Genomic DNA, 24,955 nt, shown 5'->3' on the forward strand with positions numbered 1-24,955 from the left:
GGCCGACCACCGCACCCGCCTCAGTCGTCCAGCACCGACGACAGGTGCCGGGCGATGACGGACACGTGCGGCAGGTCCACCATGGACAGGTGGTCGCCCGGCACCGGGACGACCTCCAGCGAGCCGCAGGCGTCCGCCCACCCGAGGTCGTCGTCGTCCTGCCGGCGCAGGTAGCGCGGGTCCAGCACGGTGGTCAGCGTCTCCCGGTCGGTCGCCCGGTAGAACACGACCCGCCCGGGGTAGTGCCGCGGCGCGTACCGCTCGGCCGCCCGCGCGTCCAGGTAGGACGTGCGCTGGTGGCGCAGCGCGCCGGGGCTGATGCCCAAGCCGGCGACGGCCGCCAGCACCGCGTCGATCTGCCCCTCGTCGTCCAGCGCGGACAACGACTCCCACGGCAGCTCGACCCGTGTCCCGTAGACCTCCTCGACGTGCCGGGCGTACCGGGTGAACCGGTGCCGCACCAGGTCGGCCGGGGTGACGTCGGGCGCGGGCAGCGGCCGGACCGTGTCGATCATCACCACCGGGCCGACCTCCGCGCCCGCGTCCTGCAGCAGGCACGCCACCTCGTGCGCCAGGCACCCGCCGAACGACCATCCGCCCAGCACGTACGGCCCGGCCGGCTGCACCGACCGCACCAGCTCCGCGTACCGCGCCGCCTTGGCCGGGATGTCCGGCACGTCGTCGATCCGCTCGTAGCCGTAGCAGGGCCGGTCCGCCAGCAGCCCCACCAGCGGCTGGTACACGCTGGTCGGCCCGCCCGCCGGGTGGAACAGGTGCAGCGGCCGCCGCGCCCCGCCCGCGCGCAGCACCCGCACCGGTCCGCCCGCGTCCTCGAACGCCGCGCGCAGCCGTTCGGCCATCGCCTCCACGGTCGGCGTGGTGAACAGGGACCCGTCCGCCGCGACCCGGCGGCGGACCGCCGCCAGCAGCCGCTCCCGCGACCCGCCGAGCGCGAAGAAGTCGTCGCGTACACCGAAGTCCCGCCGTCCGAGGACCTCGGCCCACAACCCGAACACCCACCGCTCGGTCGGGTCGCGCGGCTCGACCCGGGCCGGTGCCTCGGTGGCGAGCCCCGAGATGTGCCGTTCCACGTCACGCAGGCTCGCGCCCCGCAGCAGCAACGGCACGGGCAGCCGCACGCCGACGTCGTGCTCGACCGCGTTGCGCAACCGCATCGCCATCAGCGAGTCCAGCCCGAGCGACGTCAGCGGCAGCGAGGGATCGGGTGCGCCGCCCAGCACCCGGGCCACGATCGCGCTCAGCCGGTCCGCCTCCGGCACGTCCGAAGGCGGCTGGAGGAACGCCTCGAAGAACGGCCGCCGCGCGAGCCGGGGGAACAGCTCCGCCACCCGCCGCCGGTCGAACCGCACCACGCCGGTGGCGACCCGACCGGACAGCAGCACGGCCTCCACCGCCTGCACGCCCTCGGCCGGCGAGAGGGGCCGCAGCAGCGGGTTGTCGTTGTCCTCGGCCAACCCCACCCGGCTCCACGCACCGAACTCGATCGTCGTCGCGGGCAACCCCGCCGCGCGCCGCCACCTCGCGAAGCCGTCCAGCCACGCGTTGGCCGTCGCGTACGCGGCCTGACCGGGTGAGCCGAGCAGCGCCGCCGCCGAGGAGAACACGACGAACCAGTCCAGCCGGTACCCGGACGTGGCCTCGTGCAGTCGCAGCGCGCCGTCGACCTTGGGCCGCAGCACGCGCCGCACGTCGGCCGGGTCGAGCCGGTCGACCGGCGCGTCGGCCAGCACACCCGCCGCGTGCACGACACCGCACAGCCGCATTCCACCGTCCACCGCCGCCGCGACCGCGCGGTCGGCCACCCCGGGTTCGGCGACGTCACCGGTCACCACGACGACGTCCGCGCCGAGCGCCCGCAGCTTCGCCACCTCTGCCCGCGCGTCCGCCGACGGGCCGCGACGACCGCACACCACGATCCGCCCGGCGCCCCGCTCGGCCAGCCAGCGGGCCATGACCAGCCCCAACCCGCCCAGCCCGCCGGTGATCAGGTACGCGGCCGGGTCGACCGCGGACCCCGTCGCGGGCACGTCGACCTCCGCCCGCCGCAACCGCGCCGCGTACCGCACGCCGTCACGCCAGGCCACCTCGTCGTCCGCCTGGTCGGCGAGGAGTTCGCGGGGCAGGGCCGTGACGTCGTCCACGTCCACGACCGTGGCCCGCGACCGGGGCCGTTCGAACGCCAGCACCCGCACCGCACCGCGCAACGCCGCCTGGTCCGGCACGCCCGCCTCGCCGTCCCGCACGCACAGCGCGTTCCGGGTGACGATCCACAGCCGCCGCGTGTCGTCCGCCAACGCCGACAGCCGCGCCAGGTCCTCCTCGAGACCGCGGGGGCCGAACACGATCCCGTCGGCCGGGGCGGCGGGATCGGTGGTCACGCGCTGCCCGGCGTCGACCAGGGCGTCGGCGAGGTCGCGGTCGTCCGACAGCAGCAGCCAGGTCCGGCGCGCGTGGTCCGCGGCGGGCAGGTCGTGCCGCTCCCACCGGGTCTCCAGCGCCAACCCGGACAGCGCCGACGACGCCGGCCGCACCCGCACGTCCACGACCTCGACCAGCAGCGTGCCCGCGTCGTCGTACAGCCACACCGACCCGATCACCCCGTCACCCGACTCGCGGACCACGGCCTCGCACCGGTCGGCCCGCCGTGGGTCGCCGTGCAGCCGCACGGCCCCGATGCCGACCGGCAAGTACGGCCCGCCGGAGGCGAGGTCGAGCGCGGCGGCGGCGAGGGCGTGCAGGCACGAGTCGAGCAGCGTCGGCGGCAGCCGCCACCCGCGGTCCGGGCCGTCGGGCCGGTCGACCAGGCAACTGGCCGCGCCCGCCGCGGCCCGGGCGGACCGGACGCCCCGGAACGCCGGACCGTAGTCCATGCCCACGTCGGCCAACCGGCCGTACAGGTCGACGGGCCGGAGTCCACTGTGGACCGGCGGCGGCGGCGGGCCGGCCGCCTCGCCGGGCACGACGGTCGCGGTGGCGTGCCGCACCCACCCGTCGGCGGTCTTGGCGTGCACCTCGACGCGGCCGTCCCGGACCGTGGTGCTCACCGGCACCTCGTCGGTCAACGCGAGCAGCGACTCGAACACGACGTCCCGCACGGACAGGGGACCGGCCGTCACCTGCGCGCCCGCGGCCAGCGCCATCTCGACGTAGGCCGCCCCGGGCAGCACGGCGGTGTCCTGCACGCGGTGGTCGCCCAGCCAGGGCAGCGCGGCCAGGCCCACGTCGGCCTGCCACGCGTGCGTGCCGTCGGGCAGTTCGACGTGGTCGCCGAGCAGCGGGTGGCCGGCCCGGCGGGACGGGGGAGCGGTCCAGTGCGGTCGGTGCTCCCAGGGCGCGGTCGGCACGTCGGTGACGCCTCGGGCCGGCCCGAGGCCGTGCAGGTGCAGCGACGCCAGGTTGTCGTGGAAGGTGGCCACGTCGTCGGTGTCGCGGCGCAGCGAACCGACCAGCACGAGGTCCGGTGCGTGCTCGGCGATCGCGGGCAGCGCGACGGGGTGCGGCGAGACCTCCAGGAACGCGGTGTGGCCGTCCTCGATCGCGGCCGTCACCGCCTGGGTGAACCGGACCGGTCGGCGCAGGTGCGCGGCCCAGTAGTCGGCGGTGAACGGTGGCGCGCACCGCGGATCGGCCAGCACCGTCCCGTAGAGCGGCACGTCGCCGCGCCGCCCGGTGACGTGCCGCAGCGCCGCCGTCAACTCCGCCAGCACCGGCTCGACGGCGGGGGAGTGGCCGCTGGTGCGCAGCGGCAGGACCCGCGCCAGGCCGCCGTCCGCCTCGACCCGGGCGACGAGCGCGGCGAGCCGGTCCGCCGGGCCGGAGACCGTGCAGCGGCGCGGCGCGGCGTGCACCGCCACCGACAGGGCCGGGTCGTCGACCTCGTCGGCGGGCAGCTCGACCGCCGCCATGCCGCCGTCGCCGGACGCGTCGACCACGTCCAGCAAACGCGCCCGGGTGGTGATCACCAGCGCCGCGTCGGCCAGGGACAACGCGCCGCTCACGACCGCGGCGGCGACCTCGCCCGCGGACTGCCCGATGACCGCCGCCGGGCGCAGCCCGCGCGACTCCCACAACCGGGCCAGGGCGATCTGCACGCCGAACAGCGCGAGCTGGCCGTCGCCCAGGGTGTCCGACGGCGTCTCCAGCAGGGCCCGCACCGAGTGCGGCGCGATGAGCCGGTCCACCTCGCCCACGGCCGCGGCGAACACCGGTTCCGCGGCGAGCAGCCGACGTCCCATGCCCGCCCAGCCCGAGCCGTACCCGGAGAACACCCACACCGCACCGTCCCGCCTGACCGCCCGGTCCACCGGGCGCTCACCGGAGGAGAGGGCGCGCAGCCCGGTGACGACGGCGGCCCGGTCCGACCCGGTCACCACCGCCGCGTGCGGCTCACGCCCGCGACGCCGGGCCAGGGTCGCGCTGACGTCGTGCAGGTCGGCGTGCGTGGTCTCCAGCCACCGCGCGAGGTTCTCGGCGTGCCGCCGCACGCGCCCCTCGGACGTGCCCGACACCACCAGGAACGCCGGGCCGCCAGGGCGGTCCACCGGGTCCGGCGCGGGCGGCTCCTCCAGCACGACGTGCGCGTTCGTGCCGCCGAACCCGAACGACGACACACCGGCCGTGATGCGGCCCGAGTAGCGCGGCCACGGCGTCGGCGCGGTCACCACGCGCAGGCCGCGGAAGTCGATGTGCGGGTTGGGCGCGTGGAAGTGCAGGCTCGGCGGCAGCTCGCCGTGCCGCACCGCCAGCACCGCCTTCACCAGCCCGACCAGCCCGGCCGCCGACTCGGCGTGCCCGAAGTTCGACTTCGCCGACCCGATCAGCAACGGGCCGTCCCCGCGGCCGAGCACCTCACGCAGCGCGCCCGCCTCGATGGGGTCGCCGAGCAACGTCCCGGTGCCGTGCGCCTCGACGTAGTCCACCCGGGACGGGTCGACGCCCGCGTCCGCGTACACCCGCCGCAGCAGGTCGGCCTGCGCCTGCGGGTTCGGCGCCATCAGGCCGTTCGAGCGGCCGTCGGAGTTCACGCCGCTGCCCCGGATCACGGCCAGCACCCGGTCGCCGTCCCGGCGCGCGTCGGACAGCCGCTTGAGCACGACCGCCGCGCAGCCCTCGGCGCGGGCGATGCCGTCGGCGGCGGCGTCGAACGGCTTGCACCGCCCGTCGGCCGACAGCAGGCCGGCCCGGTGGAAGGTGAGCGTGACGGCCGGTCCGAGCAGGAGGTTGACGCCGGCGACGACGGCGGCGTCCGTCTCACCCGCCCGCAGGCTCTGGCACGCGTGGTGCACCGCCACCAGGGACGACGAGCACGCCGTGTCCACCGCCAGGCTCGGCCCGCGCAGGTCGAGCAGGTAGGACAGCCGGTTCGCGGCGATGCTCAGCGCGCCGCCGGTCGCCGTCCACGGCTCGACGCGCCCCAGGTCGGCCGCGCCCGCCGCGCCGTACTCGCCGGTCGAGATGCCGACGTACACGCCGGTCCGGGTGCCGCGCAGGGCGTCCGGTGCGATGCCCGCGTGGTGCAGCGCCTCCCACGAGACCTCCAGCACGAGCCGTTGCTGCGGGTCCATCAGCGCGGCCTCGTGCGGCGCGATGCCGAAGAACTCGGCGTCGAAACCCCGGATGTCGGCCAGGAAGCCGCCGAACCGGGGCGTGCCGTCCGGCAGGCCGGGCCACCGGTCGGGCGGCGCGGGCGCGACCGCGTCACCACCGCGGCGCAGGAAGTCCCACAGCCGGTCGGGCCCGTCGACGTCGCCGGGCAGCCGGCAGCCCACGCCGACGACCGCGACGCCCTCGGCGGACGGGCCGGCGGGTGCGGTGTCCGACGCGGCGGACGGGCCTGCGAGGTGGCGGGCCAGGCGGGCGATCGTCGGGTGCTCGTAGAACACCGTCGCGGGCAGCGGCACGTCCAGGAACTCGCCCAGCGAACCGGCGAGCACGACGGCGTCGCGCGAGGACAGCCCGAGTTCGGCCAGGGGTTGGTCGACGTCCACCTCGCCTTCGGGCAGGTCGGCGAGTTCCGCTACCCGGTGCGCCAACCACGCGCGGAGTTCCGCTTCCGCGGGCATGCCGAGGCCGGTCATGGGCCACCTTTCCTGCGATTCCTGCACACTTTCTCGACAAGTTTTCGAGAATTAGGACAAAAGGCCCGCAGTCCGAGTCGCTGCGGAGCGCGACCGATCGTGGCCTGGGTGAACGTCTGTGAACAATACGCCGATCGGGTTAACGAAGAGGGCGTGGAGTAGTCGTTGACAGCTCTTGTACTCATCGGTAGCTTCGGCGGCCGACATGCTGCGAATCACTTCGGCAAAAGTTGTGACAACCGCACAAAACCTATTTCGGAAATGTGTCATCGCGCAGAGGAGGGGGTGCTCATGACGGTCACCGCGACCACTGCCGGCACGGTCGTGGACGCCGTGCGGCGCTGGGCACGCGAACGGCCCGACCACGCCGCCTTCACGTTCCTCGACCACGAGGCGGACCCGCGGGGCGTGCCGGTGTCGATCACGTGGGCCGAGCTGGACGCGAGGGCCTGCGGCCTGGCGGGGGAGCTGCGCCGCCGGTGCGCCCCGGGTGACCGCGCGCTGCTCCTGCTGCCGCAGGGCCTGGACTACGTGGTGGCGTTCGTCGCCTGCCTGTACGCCGACGTGCTCGCCGTGCCGCTGTTCCCGATCGCCGGCGACGGGCACCGGGAACGCCTCGACGGCATCCTGCGCGACTGCGCGCCGAAGCTCGCGCTCACCTGCGCCCCCGTCGACCTGGGGCTGGACGTCGTGGTGGTCGGCGGCGTGCCGCCGTCCGCCGAACCGCCCGCACCGGGGCTCGGCGGTCCGGCCTACCTGCAGTACACCTCCGGCTCGACGCGCACCCCGGCCGGTGTGGTCGTCACCGACCGGAACCTCCGGGTCAACGTGCGCCAGGCGCTCACCGCGTACGGCCTGGCCGACGTGACGCCGTCCCCGGTGAGCTGGCTGCCGCTGTTCCACGACATGGGGCTGGTCCTCGGCGTCGGCGTGGCGCTGACGACCGGGGCCGAGGCGGTGCTGATGGACCCGCTGGCGTTCCTGTACCGACCGTCGCGGTGGTTGCGGGCCATGAGCGGGCGGCGTGACGTGATCAGCGCCGGGCCGAACTTCGCCTACGACCTGTGCGTGCGGCGGGTGCCGGCGGCCGACCGGTCCGGGTTGGACCTGGGCGGGGTCGTCGCGCTGATCAACGGCTCGGAGCCGGTGCTCGCGGCGACCGTGGCGCGGTTCCAGGACGCCTTCGAGCCGTGCGGGCTGCGGCCGGACGCCCAGCGCCCGTCGTACGGCCTGGCCGAGGCGACGGTGTTCGTGACGGCGGCGTCACGCCCCACGACCACCGGGTTCGACCGTGCCGCGTTGGCCCGAGGACGCGTGGTGGCCACGGAGGACCCGGAGCGGGCGAGCGTGCTGGTCGGCTGCGGCGGGGCGGTCGACCAGCACCTCGCGATCGTGGACCCGGTGACGGGCGCGCCGGTGGCGGGGGACCGGGTCGGCGAGATCTGGGTGTGCGGGGAGAACGTCTCGCCGGGCTACTGGTCCGGCGCCCGCTCCGGCGAGGACGGGTTCGGCGCCCGGCTCGACGTCCCCGGCCTGCCGGCGGGGCCGTGGCTGCGCACCGGTGACCTGGGCGCCCTGCGCACGGGCGAGCTGTACGTGGTGGGCCGGATCAAGGACCTGATCGTCATCGACGGCCGCAACCACTACCCGCAGGACGTGGAGGCCGCCGCGACCGAGGCCGACGACGTGATCCGCCGGGGCCACGTCGCCGCGTTCGCCGTGCCGTCCGACGGCGGTGAGGCGCTGGTCGTGGTCGCCGAACGAACCGCCCGGACACCCCGCGAGTCGGTCGACCAGTCACGCGTGCGGGCGCGCGTGCGGGCCGCGGTGTCCCGGCGCTACGACGTGCGGGTGCGCGACGTCCTGGTCGTCGAACCCGGCTCGGTGCCGAGGACGTCCAGCGGCAAGCTCTCCCGCTCGGCCTGCCGCGACCGCTACCTCGCCGGCGATCTCCCCGTCTCCTGACCCCCCGTCTCCTGATCGACCAGGGAGAAGTGATGTTGCGCGTGATGCTGCTCGTCCTGTCCGCGGTCGCCCTGGTGGTCGTCCCCGCCCGGGCCGCGCCCGCCACCGCCGACGACGGGGCGCGGGTGGTGGGGGAGAGGTGGCTCGACGGGCGCACCGTCGACCTCACCGTGGCCTCGCCCGCCGTCGGCGGCCAGGTGCCCGTCCGCGTCCTCACCCCACCGGGCTGGTCGCCGACCGCGTCGCGCACCTGGCCCGTCCTCTACCTGCTCCAAGGCGTCGGCGACGACTACACCTCCTGGACCAGGGAGACCGACGTCGAAGAGCTCAGCGCCACCCACGACGTCCTGGTCGTCATGCCCGACGGCGGACGTGCCGGCTGGTACACCGACTGGTGGAACGGCGGGCGCGGCGGCACGCCCCGGTGGGAGACCTTCCACACCGGCGAACTGCCGCAGCTCGTCGAGCGGAACTACCGCGGCGGCACGGCCCGCGCCGTCGCGGGACTGTCGGCCGGCGGCACGGGCGCGTTCGGGTACGCGGCCAAGCACCCCGGCATGTTCCGGGCCGCCGCGTCCTACAGCGGCCTGCTGTCGACGCAGTTCGTCGGCGTCCCCCAGTTCATCTACACGACGGTGCTGCGCGAAGGGCTCGACCCGTACGGGCCGTGGGGCCGCGAGTCGCTGGTGCCCGCGATCTGGTCCGCGCACAACCCCCGGCAGCTCGCGGCCGACCTGCGCGGCCTCCGGCTCTACATGTCCTACGGCAACGGGTTCCGAGGCGCGCTGGACACCGACTGGTGGTCCTACGACCCGTTCGAGACGATCGTCGGCACCACCTCACCGGACTTCGTGGCCCGGATGCGGTCCCTGGGCATCCCGATCACGGTCAACGCCTACGGCGGCGGCACGCACACCTGGAAGTACTGGCAACGCGAACTGCGGGCGTCCTGGCCGATGCTGATGTCCGCGCTCACGTGAACCGCGCGGCGGTGCCGGTGGCGTGCTTCGCGGCCTTCGTCACGGCACTGGACAACAGCGTCCTGATGGTGGCGCTGCCGACCATCGGCCGCGACCTCGGCCTGTCCACGACCGGGCTCCAGTGGGCCGTGGTCGGCTACATGCTCGTCTTCGCGAGCCTGATGCCGGGCGCGGGCGCGGCGGGCGACCGGTTCGGGCACCGGCGGGTGCTGGTGGCCGGGCTGCTCGGCTTCGCCGCCGCGTCGCTGGGCTGCGGCACGTCCCACGACGGCTGGGAGCTGGCGCTGTGGCGGGCGGCGCAGGGCGCGGCCGCGGCGGCGATCGTGCCGACCGGGCTGGCCGTGCTGCGCACCCACCTCGACGCCGCGCACCGCCGGACGGGGATCGCGGCGTGGACGGGCGCCCTGGCCGTGGCGCTCGCGGTCGGGCCCGCGCTGGGCGGCCTGCTGAGCGAGGCGGCGCACTGGCGGTGGATCTTCCTCGGCAACGTGCCGCTGTCCGTCGCGGCGGCCGTGCTCGCCGGGGCCTTGCCGGCCCGGCGGAGCACGCGGCCGACACCGCTGCCGGTCCGGTCCACGGTGGCGTTGACCGCGGCCGTCTTCCTGGTCGCGGCGACCGTGCTGAGCGTCGGCGGTGACGGCCCGGTGGCGGCGTTGGCCGCGTTGTCGGGTGCGGCGTGCCTGCTGTTCGCGTCGGTGGAGCGGTCGGCCGCGCACCCGTTGTTCCCGGCCGGGTCGGTGCGGTCGGTGTTCGTCGGCGGCACGGTCGCGCAGGCGTTGTGGGGGCTCGCGGTCAGCGGTGTGCTGTTCGTGCTGCCCCTGCACCTGCACCACGCCGAGGGCTTCACGCCGCTGCGCACCGGGTTGTTCCTGGTGCCGGCCGCGCTGGCCGTGATCGCGGGCGCACCGGTCGTGCCGGTCCTGGTCGACCGGCTGGGGCCGTGGCGGACGGCGGCGTGCGGCCTGGGCGCGGTGACGTCCGGGCTGGCGGCGATGCCGTGGGCGACCCCGCCGGTGCTGGCGGCGTGCCTGGTGGTGGTCGGTTTCGGCTCCGCGTTGACCACCCCGCTGACCGCGGCCGTGCTGGACGCCGCCGACGAGCGGTCCGCCGGCGTCGCCTCGGCCACCGTCACCGCGAGCCGCGAACTGGCGGGCGGGTTCGGCGTCGCGGTCATCGGCCTCGCGTTCACGTCGGCGGGTCACGCCGCCGCGTCGGTCGTCGCCGCCGGCGCGGTCGCGGTCGCGCTGGGGATCACACTCGCCCTGGCCGCGCGGTCGAGGCGTTCGCGCCACGAGGCGTGACCGCCGGTGCCAGGATCGGCCCATGGGGACCTCCGCGCTGGTGCTGCCGCTCGCCGATCCCGACGCCGACCTCGAGACGGTCGGCGGGAAGGGCGCGTCGCTGGCCAGGCTCGCCGCCGCGGGCCTGCCCGTGCCCGGCGGCTTCCACCTGACCACGCACGCCTACCGCCGGTTCACCGAAGGCCTCGACCCGGGGGCACTGGGCGACGAGGCCGCGGTCCTCGCCGCGTTCGAGAGCCGGGACATGCCCGACGACATCGCCGACGCCATCCGCGCGGCACTCCCGCCCGGCCCGGTGGCGGTGCGGTCGTCGGCGACCGCCGAGGACCTGCCGGACCTGTCGTTCGCGGGCCAGCACGACACAGTCCTCGACGTGTCCGGCGCGGAGGTGCTCACCGCGGTCAAGCGCTGCTGGGCCTCGCTGTGGACCGCCCGCGCCACCGCCTACCGCGCCCGGCACGGCATCACCGACGTCGCGCTCGCCGTGGTCGTGCAGGAGATGGTGCCCGCCGACGTCGCCGGGGTGCTGTTCACCGCGAACCCCGTCACCGGCGCGCGGACGGAGACCGTGGTCAACGCCGCGCCCGGGCTCGGTGAGGCCTTGGTCGGCGGCACGGTCACGCCCGACGAGTACGTGGTGACGGCCGACGGTCGGGTGCGCCGGACCGGGGGCGCGCTGCTGTCCGACGAGCGGGTGCGGGAGCTGGCCGCGCTGGGCGCGCGGATCCAGGACCTGCACGGCGTGCCGGTGGACGTCGAGTGGGCCGTGGCCGGTGACCGGGTCGCGGTGCTGCAGGCCCGGCCGATCACCGCGCTGGCCGAGGTCTGGAACGACACCCTGCGCGGCGACTACCTGTGGACGTGCGCGAACCTGCGCGAGGCCGTGCCGAGCGTGATGACGCCCGCGACCTGGTCGTTCGCCCGGGCGCTCGCCCAGCCACCGATCGCCGGGCACCCGACCTCGGGCAACATCGGCGGCCGGTTCTACCTCAACCTCAGCGCCGCGCTGGCCGTCGGGCAGGCCCTCGGGTTGACCCGCGGCGGGTTCCTGCGGCGGACGGTCGAGCTGTACTTCGGCCGCATCCCGCCGGGCGTGCGGGTGCCGCGGCTGCCGCTGTCCCGCTGGGCCGTGCTGCGTGCGGCGATCGGTGCGGCGCTGCCGTTCCTGCGGCAGGGCCGGGAGTTCCGGGCGAAGATCGACGGCCTGCTGGCGTCCTCGCCCGCCCGGGCCGAACGGCTCTGCGCCGCTTTCCGCGCCGCCACCACGCCCGCCGACCTGCTCGCCCTGTGGGAGTCCGATGTGGACGAGGTGCTGCACGTGGACGCCAAGGTGTTCGACTCCGGCGCGCGCACCGGCTCGATGTCGTCGGTCAGGCTGCGCCGCAAGCTCGTGGAGCTGGTGGGCGAGGACGACACGACCGCGTTGCTGACCGGCGCGCACGGCGCGGCGGGGGAGTTGGAGAGCCTGGGCCCGGTGCTCGGCCTGGCGCGGCTCAAGCGTGGCGACATCACCCGCGAGGCGTACGCGCGGCAGTACGGGCACCGGTTCGCCGACGAGTTCGAGGTGTCCGCGCCGCGCCCGGCCGAGGACCCGGCGTGGCCCCGCCCGGACGACGGCGGTGTCGACCCCGAGGAGCTGCTGGCCCGCCAGGCGGCCGTGCGTGACGCGGCGTGGGAACGGTTGCGTGCCGCCCACCCCGGCAAGGCCGCGCGGCTGCGCCGTGAAGTGGACGAGCTCGCCGCGCTGGCCCGTGAGCGGGAACGGGCGCGCTCGGAGTTCGCCCGCACGTTCGCCGTGCTGCGGGCGTTCCTGGTCCGCGCGGGCGAGGTCACCGGACACGGTGACGCGGTGTTCTTCCTGCCGATCGAGGAGACCTTGCGCGTCCTGGCGGGCGACGTGGCCCCGCTGGCGGCGGTGCCCGCCCGCCGCGCCGCCTACGACCGCTACCGCGCGCTGCCGCCGTACCCGACGGTGATCCGGGGCCGGTTCGACCCCGAGGCGTGGGCCGCCGACCCCAACCGCCGCCCGGACGTCCACGACGCCTCCGCCGCACCCCTCGGCGACGACGTGTCCGGCTTCCCCGGCGCGGCGGGCGTGGTGGAGGGCGTGGCGCGGGTGATCCACGACGTCGCCGACGGCGCGGACCTCCGACCGGGCGAGGTCCTGGTGACCACGGTGACGAACATCGGCTGGACGCCGCTGTTCCCCCGCGCCGCCGCCGTGGTCACCGACGTCGGCGCGCCGCTGTCGCACGCCGCCGTCGTCGCCCGCGAACTGGGCATCCCGGCCGTCGTCGGCTGCGGCAACGCCACCACCCGCATCACCACCGGCGACCGGCTCCGGGTGGACGGCGGGCGGGGCACGGTGACCGTGCTCGGTGCCACGTCGACCCGCGGTGGATGATCGCGCCGTCGGAACCGGCGTGGCAGGCACGTGCCCCCACACCGCGTGTGCGATGGCGGGACCTCCACTGGTAGCTGTGGCCGGGCGGGGTCCGGGTGCTGCGGTCGACCGCGGGTCGGCGCTGCCGGTGGTGCCAGTGGCGGGCCCGGCTGCCGGCGGAGTCGGCGATCTCGTAGCGGATCCCGGTCGCTCCGCAGCACCCGCGACACGACCACGCGGTGGTCGTCCCGGTGGATGTCGGTCGCTCGGAACACGCCGCCGGCGGTGCTCGACGCGTTGCGGCACCTCCACCCGCTCACGTCGGCGTCGGTCACCCTCACCCCATCGTCCGTCGCGTGGGCGGGGGGCGGGTGAGGGGCGATCAGCACCGCGGCGAACGTCGCCGCGACACCGGCGGGACCTGGGTCTCCTTCGGGCGACAGTGGTGGGCCGTCCGGGTACGAACCTTGCGGAGATCCTGAAATCGGCAGGTGGTCCTGCTATCGGTGGACCGGGAGGGGTTCCGCCGACGAGGGGACGCGGTCGTGGGGGAGTTGCGGGTGCTGGGCCCGGTCCGGGCACGGGCCGGCGCCCGGTGGGTCGAGGTCGGGCACGCCCGGCAGCAGTGCGTCCTGGTCGCGCTGGTCGTCGACGCGAACCGGGTGGTCGGCGCCGACCAGCTGCTGGACCGGGCCTGGGGCGAGCGCGTCCCGGCCAAGGGCCGCGAGACCCTGTACGCCTACCTGTCCCGACTGCGCCGTGCGTTGTCCGAGCTGCGGGACGTGACCATCGTGCGCCGCTCGGGCGGCTGGGAACTCCAGGTCGACCCGGACGCGGTGGACCTGCACCGGTTCGGGCGCCTGCTCGTCCGGGCGCGGAGCACGCCGGACCCGGCGGCGGGGGCGGCGGTGGCGGAGCAGGCGCTGGCGCTGTGGCGCGGCGAGCCGTTCACCGGGCTGGACACGCCCTGGATCAACTCCGTCCGGGAGTCGTTGCAGCAGCGCCGCCGGGCCGCCGAGCTGGACCACACCGACCTCGCGCTGCGTGCCGGCCGGCACACCGACGTGCTACCCGTGCTGGCCGCCCGCGCCCGGGAGCACCCGCTCGACGAACGGGTCGCCGCGCAGTACCTCGTGGCGCTGTACCGGTGCGGCCGGCAGGCCGACGCCCTGACGCACTACCACGCGGTGCGGACGCGGCTGGCCGAGGAACTCGGTGCCGATCCCGGTCCGGAGCTGCGGGCGCTGCACGAGGGCATCCTCACCGCCGACGCCGCGCTCACCGCGACCGAGCCCGCGCCGGCCGTCCCGCGCCCGGTGCCCCGCCAACTGCCGGCCGCGCCGCCGCACTTCACCGGCCGCGCGATCGAACTCGCCGCGCTGACGACCACCGCCGGCGAGGCCACGACCGCGGTCGTCTCGATCGTCGCCGGGCCGGGCGGCATCGGCAAGACGTGGCTGGCGCTGCACTGGGCGCACCGCGACGCGCACCGCTTCCCGGACGGGCAGCTGTTCGTCGACCTGCGCGGGTTCAGCCCGGACGGACCGCCCCTGGACCCGGCGGTGGCGGTGCGCGGGTTCCTCGACGCGCTCGGCGTCGAGCCCGGCCGCGTCCCGGTCGACGCGCACGCCCAAACCGCCCTGTTCCGCAGCCTGGTCGCGGACAAGCGGGTGCTGCTGGTGCTGGACAACGCCGCCGACGCCGCCCAGGTCACCCCGCTGCTGCCCGGCACCGCCTCCTGCGCCGTGCTGGTCACCAGCCGCAACCTCCTGCCCGGCCTGGTCGCCGGCCACGGCGCGCGCCTGCTGGCCCTGCCCGTCCTCGACCACGCCGAGGCGCGCCGCCTGCTCACCGCGCGGCTCGGCGCCGCCCGGGCCGAGGCGGAACCCGCCGCGGTCGCCGACCTGGTGCGCTCGTGCGGCGGGTTCCCGCTGGCGTTGAGCATCATCGCGGGCCGCGCCCACAGCCACCCGCACCTGTCGCTGGCCGCCATCGCGGCCGAGCTGCGCGACAGCGGACTGGAGGCGCTCGACGGCGGCGACCCGGCCGCGAGCCTGCCGGCCGTGCTCTCCTGGTCGCACCGAGCCCTCACCGCCGACCAGGCCACCGCGTTCGCGCTGCTGAGCACCGCACCCGGACCCGACATCGGCGTCCCGGCCGCGGCCTGCCTCACCGGCCTGTGCCCGAACGACACCAGGGCCGTGCTGCGGGTCCTCGAACAGGCGTCGCTGGTCGTCCAGGACACCCCCGGCCGCTACCGGATGCACGACCTGGTCCGAGCCCGCGCCGCCAGGCTCGCCGCCGAGCTGCCCGAGGAGGCGCGGCAGGCGGCGTTGCGGCGGGTGCTGGACTTCTACACCCACACCGCGCACGCCGCCGACCGACTGCTGTACCCCCACCGCCTGCCGGTCCCGCTCGGGACGCCGGGACCGGGCGTCCGACCGCACCCGCTGCCGGACGTGCCGGCCGCGTTGGCGTGGTTCGACACCGAGCACGCCAACCTGCTCGCCGCGCAGCACACCGCCGTCACCGCCGGGCACCACGACGCGGTGTGGCGGATCGCCTGGACGCTGAACACCTTCCACTCCCGGCGGGGACGCCTGCGCGACGAACTCGCCGGGTGGCAGGCGGCGCTGGACGTCGCCACCCACCTGACCGATCCCACCGCGCACATCGCCATCCACCGGCACCTCGGCCTCGCGCACGCCGAGGTCGAACGCCACGCGGAAGCCGCCGAACACCTCCACCAGGCCCTGGACCGGGCCGCACGCCACCACGACGTGGTCCACCAGGGGCACATCCTCTTCGACCTGGCGTGGGCCGCGGAGCGGCGCGGCGACCTGCGGGAAGCCCTGGAGCACTCCCGTCGTGCCCTGGACCTCGTGGTCGCGCACGACGACGACTACCCGGTGTGGCGGGCCGACGCCCTCAACCAGGTGGGCTGGCACACCGCCCGGCTCGGCGACCACGACACGGCCCGCGCCCACTGCCAAGCCGCCCTCGCGCTGCACCGACGTCACGGCAACCCCACCGGCGAGGCGCACGCGCTGGCCAACCTGGGGTACGTCGACAACCTCGCCGGTGAGCACGAGCGGGCCCTCGACCGCTGCCGACAAGCCCTCACGCTCCTCCGCGACGCGGGCGACGCCTACTACGTAGCCGTGGTCCGCGACCTCATGGGCCACGCGTGCACGGCACTCGGCCGGCACACCGAGGCGCGCGCGGCATGGCGCGAGGCGAGGGAGCTCTACCGGCAACAGGGACGCCACGACGACGTCGACCGCGTCCGGCGGCAGCTCGACGGACCGACCTCGCTGGTGGTCGGCTGACCGGTCCCGCCTCAGCCCGGTCGGCCCGCCTTCGTTCGAACGGCCGTTGCGGCAAGCGGCCTATTCCGTTCGGGTGACGGAATCGTTACAGTCTGTTTCTGGGAACGCTCCCAGAAACGACAACGAAGGGGTTGTTGTGCGAAATCTGCTGGCGGCGGTGGCCGCTGTGGTGTCGATAGCCGGGTTGGTGGTGATCGGCGGGGCCAGCACTGCGGGTGCGGCTCCCGTCTGCGCCGTGGACTACAAGCTCAACCAGTGGGCCACCGGGTTCACCGCCAACGTGACCGTGACCAACCAGTCCGCTCCGGTCACCTCGTGGAAGCTCACCTGGACGTTCGCCGGCAACCAGTCGGTCAGCTCCGGCTGGAGCGCCGACGTGAAGCAGTCCGGCGCCGTCGTGACGGCGTCCAACATGCCGTGGAACGGGACGCTGGGCACGGGCGCGAGCGCCCAGTTCGGTTTCCAGGCCACCTACAGCGGCACGAACGCCGTACCGACCGACTTCGCGTTCAACGGCGTGTCGTGCAGCGGTGACGGCCCCACCACCACCACCACCACGACCACGACCACCACCACGACCACTACGACGACTGACAACCCGCCGGTCGGCTGCGGCACGGCGACGGTCTGCGACGACTTCGAGCAGCAGACCGGGTCCGCCCCCAGCGGCCGCTGGACCGTCGGCGCGGCCAACTGCACCGGTCAGGGCACGGTCGCCATCGACAACTCGGTCGCGCACAGCGGCTCGAAGTCGGTGCGGGTCAACGGCGCGTCCGGTTACTGCAACCACATCTTCTTCGGCACGCCCATCAGCGGCACGAGCGTGGTGCACGGCCGGTTCTACGTCCGCCACACCACGGCGCTCCCGCAGCAGCACGTGACGTTCATGGCGATGAAGGACTCCGCGGACGGCGGCAAGGACCTGCGGATGGGCGGCCAGAGCGCGGCGCTGCAGTGGAACCGCGAGTCCGACGACGCGACCCTGCCCGAGCAGAGCCCGACCGGCGTGTCCAAGAGCAAGCCGCTGCCCACCGGCCAGTGGAACTGCGTGCAGTTCACCGTCGACCCGGCGGGCCGGATCTCCACCTCGCTCAACGGCTCGGTGGTCGAGGGCCTGGTCGCCGACGGCGTGTCCACGCCCGACGTCGACTCGCAGTGGCTGCGCAAGACCAACTGGCGGCCCGCGGTCACCGACCTGCGGCTGGGCTGGGAGAGCTACGGCGACGGCGCGAACACCCTCTGGTACGACGACGTGGCGGTCGGTTCCTCGCCCATCGCGTGCTGAGCTGACGTGCGTGGGGGCCGGTCGACGACCCGACCGGCCCCCACGCACGTGGTCAGGCGGCGTTCACCGAGACGTCGTCCAGCACGAACGAGGTCTGGTAGGACCAGTCCTCCGCGCCGGTGAAGCTCAGCGTGACGCTCTGGCCCGCGTACGCGCCCAGGTTGAAGGTGCGCACCGCGTAGCCGGACGGGTTGAGGTTGGTGTAGGTCGCCAGCGTGGTGCCCGCCACCGAGACGGTGAAGGTGTCGAACACCTCCGGCTCGTACTCGGCGGTGCTGATCTTCAGCCACAGCGACAGCGTGGTGTTGGCGCAGCCCGCCGGGATGGTGACGGTCTGGGCCAGCGTCTCGGTGTTGCTGTAGCCGTAGCCGCTGATCCACGACGAGCGGCTGCCGGTGCGGGGCGCGCCCTCGCCGGTCCACGGGCCGATGGTCCAGGTGGCGTTCGACCAGCCGGCGGTGCCACTCTCGAAGCCGCCGTTGACGACCTTCTCACCGGGCGCGGTGCACGAACCGCCCTGCGGCGTGATCGTCCAGGTGAACGTCGCGCGCACGACCTTGCCCGCGCTGTCGGTCACCGCGGCCGTGACGCTGTAGGTGCCCGCCGTGGTGGGTGTACCGGAGATCAGGCCGGTGGCCGCGGCGATGGTCAGGCCGGGCGGCAGGCCGGTGGCCGACCACGTGTACGGCGGCGTGCCGCCGGACGCCTTGAGCTGCAGGCTGGTGGCCGTGCCGACGCTGCCGGTCTGGTTGCCCGGCGGGGTGATCGCCGGGTCGCCCGGGCCGGGGCCGCCGCCGGTGTTGACGAACAGCAGCCGGTTCGGCGAGCCGCTGCCCGGGCTGGTGATCTTGTTCGCGGTGGAGTTGGTGATCATCGCGGAGGCGACCTGCGCGGGCGTCAACGACGGCGTGGCGCCGAGCAGTACCGCCGCGCCGCCCGCCACGTGCGGCGCCGCCATGGACGTGCCGCTGATGGTGTTGGTCGCGGTGTCGTTGGTCATCCACGCCGAGGTGATGTTCTGGCCCGGCGCGAAGATGTCCGAGCACGTGCCCCAGTTGGAGAACGAGGCGCGGGCGTCGGTGTTGGTCGAGGCGTTCACCGTGATCGCCTCGGCGACCCGGGCGGGGGTGAAGTTGCACGCGTCGGCGTTGGAGTTGCCCGACGCGATCGCGTAGGTCACGCCGTCGGCGATCGAGTTGCGGACCGCGGTCTCGCCGGTGACGTCGCTGCCCTGGCCCCCGAGGCTCATGTTCGCCACGGCCGGGCCGGAGGTGTGGTGGCCGGTGACCCAGTCGATGCCCGCCGCGACGCCCGCGAACGAGCCGGAGCCGGCGCAGTTGAGCACCTTGACCGCGATCAGCCGCACGCCCTTGGCGACGCCGTACGCCGTGCCGCCGACCGTGCCCGCCACGTGCGTGCCGTGGCCGTTGCAGTCGGTGTTGTTGGAGTCGACGGTGTTCGTGCCCCAGGAGGCGCGACCGCCGAAGTCGGAGTGCGTGGTCCGGATGCCGGTGTCGATGATGTAGGCGGTGACACCGGTGCCGTCGTTCGGGTAGGTGTAGGACGAGTCGAGCGGCAGGTCGCGCTGGTCGATCCGGTCCAGGCCCCACGACGGCGGGTTCGGCTGCGTCCCGGTGGCCTTGACCTCGCCGTTCTGCTGGACGTAGGCCACGCCGGGCTCGGCGGCGAGGCGGCGGGCGTCCCGTTCGGACAGCGTGCCGGCGAAGCCCTTGAGCGCGTGGCGGTAGGTGAAGTCGACCTGGGCGTCGTACTTGGCGCTGAGGTCGGCGGTGAGCGCGTCGACGCTCTGGGTGGACATCTGGTCGTAGACGACGATGTAGCTGTCCTCGATGGCGGTCGGGTTGTCGGCGCCGATGATGCCGCCTTCGGCCGCGGCGGGCGTGGCGCCGGTGGCCAGGGCCGCGGCGGTCACCGCGGCGGCGGCTAACGCGATCAGGGCGCGTCTGGATCCGCGAACGTCTCCCATTGCAGGGTTCTCCCTCGTGCAGGGGTTCCGGCAGACCCGGGAGCGGCGTGGGTCGGCCGGGGAGTGGAGGTTCTGCGATCACGTTCGCGCGGACGTGATCGGCAACGTTAGAGGACCGCCCCGGACCGGACAATCGGCCGGCAGTGGGAACGACCTGCGGTATTCCGAACGGCAGCCACCGATCAGGTGAGCCCGCCCCACTGGCCAATAATCTTAATAACTTCAGTGTCGACTAAAGTTAGTCTCCTTCCGGCACCGACGTGGCACCGGAAGGAGACGACGATGAAAACCGCCCGGATGCTCAGCGCCCGACGTAGGTGCGGAGGTGTTGGGCGGTCAGGGTGGAGGCGTGGCCGACCAGGTCGGCGGGGGTGCCGGTGAAGACGACCCGGCCGCCGTCGTGGCCCGCGCCGGGGCCGAGGTCGATGATCCAGTCGGCGTGCGCCATCACGGCCTGGTGGTGCTCGATGACGATGACGGTGTTGCCGTCGTCCACGAGGCGGTCGAGCAGGCCGAGCAGCTGGTCCACGTCGGCGAGGTGCAGGCCGGTGGTGGGTTCGTCGAGGACGTAGGTGGACGCCTTCTCGGCCATGTGGATGGCGAGCTTGAGCCGCTGCCGCTCGCCGCCGGACAGGGTGGTGAGGGGTTGGCCGAGGGACAGGTAGCCGAGGCCGACGTCGACCAGCCGGTCGAGGATGGCCTTGGCCTGCTTCTCGGTGAAGAACTCGCGCGCCTCGGTGACGGACATGCCGAGGACTTGGCTGATGTCGCGGCCGCGCAGGGTGTGGGTGAGGACTTCGGCGGTGAACCGCTTGCCCTCGCACTCCTCGCAGACCGAGGCGACGCCGGCCATCATCGCGAGGTCGGTGTAGACGAGGCCGATGCCCTTGCACTTGGGGCAGGCGCCTTCGGAGTTCGCGCTGAACAGCGCCGGTTTGACGCCGTTGGCCTTGGCGAAGGCGGTGCGGATCGGGTCGAGCAGGCCGGTGTAGGTGGCGGGGTTGGAGCGCCGCGAACCGCGGATGGGGGACTGGTCGACGGTGACGACGTCGTCGCGGCGGCCGAGGGAGCCGTGGATGAGGCTGCTCTTGCCGGAGCCTGCGACGCCCGTGACGACGGTGAGGACGCCGAGGGGGATGTCGACGTCGACGCCCTTGAGGTTGTGCAGGGTGGCGCCGGTGATGGGGAGGTGGCCGGTGGGTGTGCGGACCTGGTCGCGCAGTCGGGCGCGGTGGTCGAGGTGGCGGCCGGTGAGGGTGTCGGAGGCGCGGAGTTCGGCGACGGTGCCGGTGAAGGTGATGTGGCCGCCGTGGACGCCCGCGCCGGGGCCGAGGTCGACGACGTGGTCGGCGATGGCGATGGTCTCGGGTTTGTGCTCGACGACGAGGACGGTGTTGCCCTTGTCGCGCAGGCGGAGCAGGAGGTCGTTCATGCGCTGGATGTCGTGGGGGTGCAGGCCGACGGTGGGTTCGTCGAAGACGTAGGTGACGTCGGTGAGGGCGGAGCCGACGTGGCGGACCATCTTGACGCGTTGGGCCTCGCCGCCGGAGAGGGTGGCGGCGGGTCGGTCGAGGCTGAGGTAGCCGAGGCCGATCTCGACGAGGTTGTCGAGGAGTTCTTTGAGGGTGGTGAGCATGGGGCCGACGGAGGGGTCGTCGAGCTTGGCGATCCAGTCGGCGAGGTCGCTGATCTGCATGGTGGAGCAGTCGGCGATGGTGAGGCCGTCGATCTTGGAGGAGAGGGCGGCGGCGTTGAGGCGGGCGCCGTGGCAGGCGGGGCACCGGGTGAAGGTGACGGCGCGGTCGACGAAGGCGCGGATGTGGGGTTGCATGTTCTCGCGGTCCTTGCCGAGGTAGAGGCGTTGGACCTTGACCAGGAGGCCTTCGTAGGTGACGTTGGTCTTGCCGATCTTCACCTTGGTGGTTTCGCGGTTGAGGAAGGCGTCCCATTCCTCGTCGGTGAAGTCCTGGAGTTTTTTGTCCGGGTCGTAGAAGCCGGAGTGGACGTAGGTCTGGACGTACCAGTTGTCGACGGTGAAGCCGGGGACGGTGATGGCGCCTTCGGTGAGGGATTTGGTGCGGTCGACGAGGTGGTCGACGTCGACGGTGGAGACGCGGCCGAGGCCTTCGCAGGTGGGGCACATGCCTTCGGGGAGGTTGAAGCTGAAGGCGCCGGAGGTGCCGACGTGGGGGTGGCCGAGGCGGCTGAAGAGGATGCGGAGCATGGTGTGGGCGTCGGTGGCGGTGCCGACGGTGGAGCGGGAGTTGGCGCCCATGCGTTCCTGGTCGACGATGATGGCGGCGCTGAGGTTGCGCAGGGCGTCGACGTCTGGTCGGCCGAGGGTGGGCATGAAGGACTGGATGAACGCGGTGTAGGTCTCGTTGATGAGTCGTTGGGACTCGGCGGCGATGGTGCCGAAGACGAGTGATGATTTGCCGGAGCCGGAGACGCCGGTGAAGACGGTGAGGCGTCGTTTGGGGATGTCGACGGAGACGTCGGCGAGGTTGTTCTCCCTGGCGCCGCGGACTTGGATGACGTCGTGGCTGTCTGCTGGTGCGGCCATCGCCGGCTTTCCCCCTGGTTTGTTTATGCCGTAAGGTGCTCGCGGGCACGGTACTTTACGGCGTAAAGGGGCGGCAAGTGGCGGTGTTCGCGGGGCAGGGTGACGCGGATCGGTCGATGCGGCTGCTGTGGCGTGCGCCGGGTGGCGGGTCGGGGCCGGGGCTGTCGGTGGACGCGATCGTGGACGCGGCGGTCGAGGTGGCCGACCGGGACGGCATGGGGGCGTTGTCGATGCGGGCGGTGGGGGAGCGGTTGGGTCGTTCGGCGATGGCGCTGTACACGCACGTGCCGAGCAAGGCGGAGCTGCTGGACCTGATGTGCGACCGGGTGTTGGGTGAGCTGCCGTCGGACTACCCGGTGGACGGGGGGTGGCGGGCGGCGTTGCGGGCGTGGGCGGGCGATGTGCGGGAGTGCTATCTGGCGCACCCGTGGGTGTTGCAGGTGTCGCAGGCGCGGCCGGTGCTGGGTCCGAACGAGTTCGCGATGGTGGAGGCGTTGCTGCGCATCCTGCGGCCGACGGGGTTGGGGTTGTCGGTGTTGCCGGGGGTGGTGGGCGCGGTGGTGCAGTTCGTGCGCGGTGCGGCGGGGGTGATCGCGGAGGCGCGGCGGGCGGCGCGGGAGACGGGGATGACCGACGAGGAGTGGTGGTTCTCGCGGGCGGGGGTGTTCGAGGAGGTGGCGCCGGACTTCGCGGAGCGTTTTCCGCTGTCGGCGTGGGTGGGCGCGGAGGAGCCGCCGCCGGTGGAGGGTGACGAGTGCGTGCCGTACTTGGAGCGGGACGCGGTGCGGAACTTCGTGACGGGGTTGGAGGTGTTGTTGGACGGGGTGGAGGCGGCGGTGTCGCGTGCGCGCGGGGGGTGAGCGGGGGTGTTGTACGGTGTGCCGGTTGGCGCGGACTAGGGAGGTGGGACCCATTTCTGCTGGTGTGCATCGGGTCGCTCCCGGCCGTGTCGTGGCGGTGTGAGGGGCGCCCGCGGGTTTCTCGCGAGAGGCGTTCGTCGTCGTGGATCTTGATGTGGTGGCGCGGTTGCGCGCGGCCGGGTGCGTGTTCGCCGAGGACGAGGCGCGGGTGTTGGTGGAGGCCGCGCGTGGTCCGGAGGAGTTGGAGCTGTTGACGGCGCGGCGGGTGGCCGGGTTGCCGTTGGAGCAGGTGGTGGGGTGGGCGGAGTTCTGCGGGTTGCGGGTGGTGGTGGAGCCGGGGGTGTTCGTGCCGCGTCGTCGCACGGAGTTCCTGGTGCGGGTGGCGGTGGGTGTGGCGGGGCCGGGTGCGGTGGTGGTGGACCTGTGTTGCGGGTCGGGTGCGGTGGGTGCCGCGGTGGTGGACCGGGTGCCGGGGGTGGAGTTGTACGCGGTGGACGTGGATCCGGTGGCGGTGGCGTGTGCCCGGCGCAACGTGGGTGCGGGTCGGGTGTACGAGGGTGATCTGTACGGGCCGTTGCCGGTGTCGTTGGCGGGTCGGGTGGACGTGTTGGTGGCGAACGCGCCGTACGTGCCGACCGGGTCGATCGGGATGATGCCGCCGGAGGCGCGTGAGCACGAGCCGCTGGTGGCGTTGGACGGTGGGGTGGACGGTCTGGACGTGCAGCGGCGGGTGATCGCGGGTGCGGCGCGGTGGTTGGCGCCGGGTGGGCGGTTGTTGGTGGAGACGGGTGCGCGGCAGGCGGCGGGGACGGTGGCGGCGTTCGCGCGGGGTGGGTTGCGCGCGGAGGTGGTGTCGGACGAGGAGTTGTCGGCGACGGTGGTGGTGGGTTCGCGGTAGGTCGGCGGGGGCCGGTCAGGTCCCGGTCGCGCCGTCGCCCAGTTCGCGGGCGATGTCGAGGTGGCCGAGGTGGCGGGCGTACTCGTGGAGCAGGTGGAACAGGATCCAGGCGAGCGTGCCGCGGGGCGCGTCGGGCCGGTCCCAGCGGGCGGCGCGGTCGGTGAGGGCGGATTCGGCGGTGATGGCGCGGGAGCGGGCGCACTGGTCGAGGTAGAAGGCGCGGATGCCGTCGGTGGTGTCGCCGTCCTCGACGACCCATTCGGCGTTCTCGACGTCGGGGTTGCCGTGGGGTCGTTCGACGTCTTCGCCGCGGAAGCACCACCGCAGCCAGCGCAGTTCGACGTGGGCGAGGTGCTTGAGCATGGCGAGCGGGGTCCAGCCGCTGGGCAGGCGGCTGGTGCGCAGTTCGTCCTCGGAGAGTCCGTCGATCTCGCGGAGCACGGCGTCGCGGTGGAAGTCCAGGTAGGACAGGAGCAGGTCGCGGGTGTCGGCGGTGTCGGGTGGGGGCTCGGCGGGCACGGTGACGCGGGCGTAGACGCGGGTGCCGTCGATCTCGAGGGTGGCGCCGACCTTGCGCAGGACGGTCAGGGCGGCGGTGTTGCCGGTGGTGGTGTCGGCGACGAGGGTGGTCACCCCGCGCCGGGGTGCTTCCTCGATGACGCGGCGCAGGGCGGCCAGGCCGACGCCGCGGCCGCGGGCGCAGCGGGCGAGCCACATGCCGGTCTCGCCCTTGGCGGTGAGCCGGACCATGCCGACGGTGCGGTCGTCGCGCACGATCTCGTAGGCGTCCTCGGCGAAGCCCCGGTAGAACTCGCGGAACTCGTCGGGCCGGGCCGGCGTCCAGCCCGGCGGCATCACGTCGGCCGGGTCGGCGTCGGCCACCGCGAGGCCGAGCAGTCGTTCCACGGCGGCGTCGTCCACCTTCCGCAACGCGATCATCGCGCCAGCTCCTTCTCCAACGGGGTCCGGAAGCGGGGGATCACGCGCACCCCGCCGATCCAGGACGTCAACCGGTCCGCCTCCCGGGCGATCGCCGCTTCCGCGTCCGCGCCGACGTCGTGCAGCAGGTGCCACACGACCTCGCCGTCGGCGCGCTGGGCCCACCCGCCGACGACCTCGCCGTTCCACCAGACGGTCGGGCCGACGTTGCCCGCGGTGTCGAACAGGCGGGGCCGGTGCCGGGCGGGCAGGTACCAGTCGCGAGCCTGCCATCCCATCGGTGTGGGATCCAGTGCCGGCAGCAGCGCGGCCCACGGTTCGGGGTCGGGCACGGGGTCTCGCCGTTCGTACAGCGCGGCCTCCACCG

The 24,955-nt window shown here is 74.1% G+C and carries 12 protein-coding genes and 1 pseudogene; 8 read left to right on the plus strand and 5 right to left on the minus strand.

The window, feature by feature from the left end; genetic code table 11:
- Nucleotides 1-20 precede the first annotated feature (20 nt).
- A complete protein-coding gene (locus FHX81_RS01160; RefSeq protein ID WP_141974796.1) occupies nt 21-6,098 on the minus strand; it encodes a type I polyketide synthase in 6,078 nt (2,025 codons plus the stop codon).
- 291 nt (nt 6,099-6,389) lie between these two features.
- On the opposite strand from FHX81_RS01160, the gene FHX81_RS01165 reads away from it, so the two are divergent.
- The 6 genes from FHX81_RS01165 to FHX81_RS01190 all read left to right on the plus strand — a co-directional run bounded on the left by FHX81_RS01165 (nt 6,390) and on the right by FHX81_RS01190 (nt 17,341).
- On the plus strand, nt 6,390-8,063 hold the full coding sequence (locus tag FHX81_RS01165) for a fatty acyl-AMP ligase (RefSeq protein WP_141974797.1): 1,674 nt from the start codon (nt 6,390-6,392) through the stop codon (nt 8,061-8,063).
- Between the two features lie 32 nt (nt 8,064-8,095).
- On the plus strand, nt 8,096-9,043 hold the full coding sequence (locus tag FHX81_RS01170; protein ID WP_141974798.1) for an alpha/beta hydrolase: 948 nt from the start codon (nt 8,096-8,098) through the stop codon (nt 9,041-9,043).
- Nucleotides 9,040-10,344, plus strand: coding sequence for an MFS transporter (locus FHX81_RS01175; RefSeq protein WP_141974799.1), 1,305 nt, complete (start codon nt 9,040-9,042; stop codon nt 10,342-10,344). Before FHX81_RS01170 ends, FHX81_RS01175 begins: the two co-directional genes overlap by 4 nt.
- A 22-nt stretch (nt 10,345-10,366) precedes the next feature.
- A complete protein-coding gene (locus tag FHX81_RS01180) occupies nt 10,367-12,748 on the plus strand; it encodes a PEP/pyruvate-binding domain-containing protein (RefSeq protein ID WP_141974800.1) in 2,382 nt (793 codons plus the stop codon).
- 470 nt (nt 12,749-13,218) lie between these two features.
- Nucleotides 13,219-16,056, plus strand: coding sequence for an AfsR/SARP family transcriptional regulator (locus FHX81_RS01185; RefSeq protein WP_246107557.1), 2,838 nt, complete (start codon nt 13,219-13,221; stop codon nt 16,054-16,056).
- 136 nt (nt 16,057-16,192) lie between these two features.
- Nucleotides 16,193-17,341, plus strand: a complete 1,149-nt coding sequence (locus FHX81_RS01190; RefSeq protein ID WP_141974801.1) for a cellulose-binding domain-containing protein — start codon at nt 16,193-16,195, stop codon at nt 17,339-17,341.
- Between the two features lie 52 nt (nt 17,342-17,393).
- Here FHX81_RS01190 and FHX81_RS01195 read toward each other — a convergent pair whose 3' ends face one another.
- Nucleotides 17,394-19,274, minus strand: a complete 1,881-nt coding sequence (locus FHX81_RS01195) for a S8 family peptidase (protein ID WP_342787151.1) — start codon at nt 19,272-19,274, stop codon at nt 17,394-17,396.
- A 355-nt stretch (nt 19,275-19,629) separates the two neighbouring features.
- On the minus strand, nt 19,630-21,891 hold the full coding sequence (locus FHX81_RS01200; protein WP_141974803.1) for an ATP-binding cassette domain-containing protein: 2,262 nt from the start codon (nt 21,889-21,891) through the stop codon (nt 19,630-19,632).
- A 77-nt stretch (nt 21,892-21,968) separates the two neighbouring features.
- Between FHX81_RS01200 and FHX81_RS01205 the strand changes: the two genes are divergently transcribed.
- Together FHX81_RS01205 and FHX81_RS01210 are read left to right on the plus strand one after the other, a co-directional pair.
- The gene (locus tag FHX81_RS01205; RefSeq protein ID WP_141974804.1) at nt 21,969-22,751 is read left to right on the plus strand and encodes a TetR/AcrR family transcriptional regulator; all 783 of its coding nucleotides are present in this window, start codon (nt 21,969-21,971) and stop codon (nt 22,749-22,751) included.
- Between the two features lie 142 nt (nt 22,752-22,893).
- The gene (locus FHX81_RS01210; protein WP_141974805.1) at nt 22,894-23,649 is read left to right on the plus strand and encodes a putative protein N(5)-glutamine methyltransferase; all 756 of its coding nucleotides are present in this window, start codon (nt 22,894-22,896) and stop codon (nt 23,647-23,649) included.
- 15 nt (nt 23,650-23,664) lie between these two features.
- Here FHX81_RS01210 and FHX81_RS01215 read toward each other — a convergent pair whose 3' ends face one another.
- Nucleotides 23,665-24,588 carry a GNAT family N-acetyltransferase gene (locus tag FHX81_RS01215; RefSeq protein WP_141974806.1) on the minus strand — a complete coding sequence of 308 codons (924 nt, stop codon included), beginning with the start codon at nt 24,586-24,588 and terminating at the stop codon, nt 23,665-23,667.
- A pseudogene (locus FHX81_RS41690) lies at nt 24,585-24,926 on the minus strand (DNA glycosylase AlkZ-like family protein); the annotation flags it as partial. The gene FHX81_RS01215 and the pseudogene FHX81_RS41690, both read right to left, overlap by 4 nt.
- Nucleotides 24,927-24,955 lie beyond the last annotated feature (29 nt).

Source organism: Saccharothrix saharensis (assembly GCF_006716745.1).
GTDB lineage: Bacteria > Actinomycetota > Actinomycetes > Mycobacteriales > Pseudonocardiaceae > Actinosynnema > Actinosynnema saharense.

Coding starts and splice junctions, on each gene's coding strand:
- FHX81_RS01160 (WP_141974796.1), bottom strand. CDS start 6,098: ATGACCGGCCTCGGCATGCCCGCGGAAGCGGAACTCCGCGCGTGGTTG.
- FHX81_RS01165 (WP_141974797.1), top strand. CDS start 6,390: ATGACGGTCACCGCGACCACTGCCGGCACGGTCGTGGACGCCGTGCGG.
- FHX81_RS01170 (WP_141974798.1), top strand. CDS start 8,096: ATGTTGCGCGTGATGCTGCTCGTCCTGTCCGCGGTCGCCCTGGTGGTC.
- FHX81_RS01180 (WP_141974800.1), top strand. CDS start 10,367: ATGGGGACCTCCGCGCTGGTGCTGCCGCTCGCCGATCCCGACGCCGAC.
- FHX81_RS01200 (WP_141974803.1), bottom strand. CDS start 21,891: ATGGCCGCACCAGCAGACAGCCACGACGTCATCCAAGTCCGCGGCGCC.
- FHX81_RS01215 (WP_141974806.1), bottom strand. CDS start 24,588: ATGATCGCGTTGCGGAAGGTGGACGACGCCGCCGTGGAACGACTGCTC.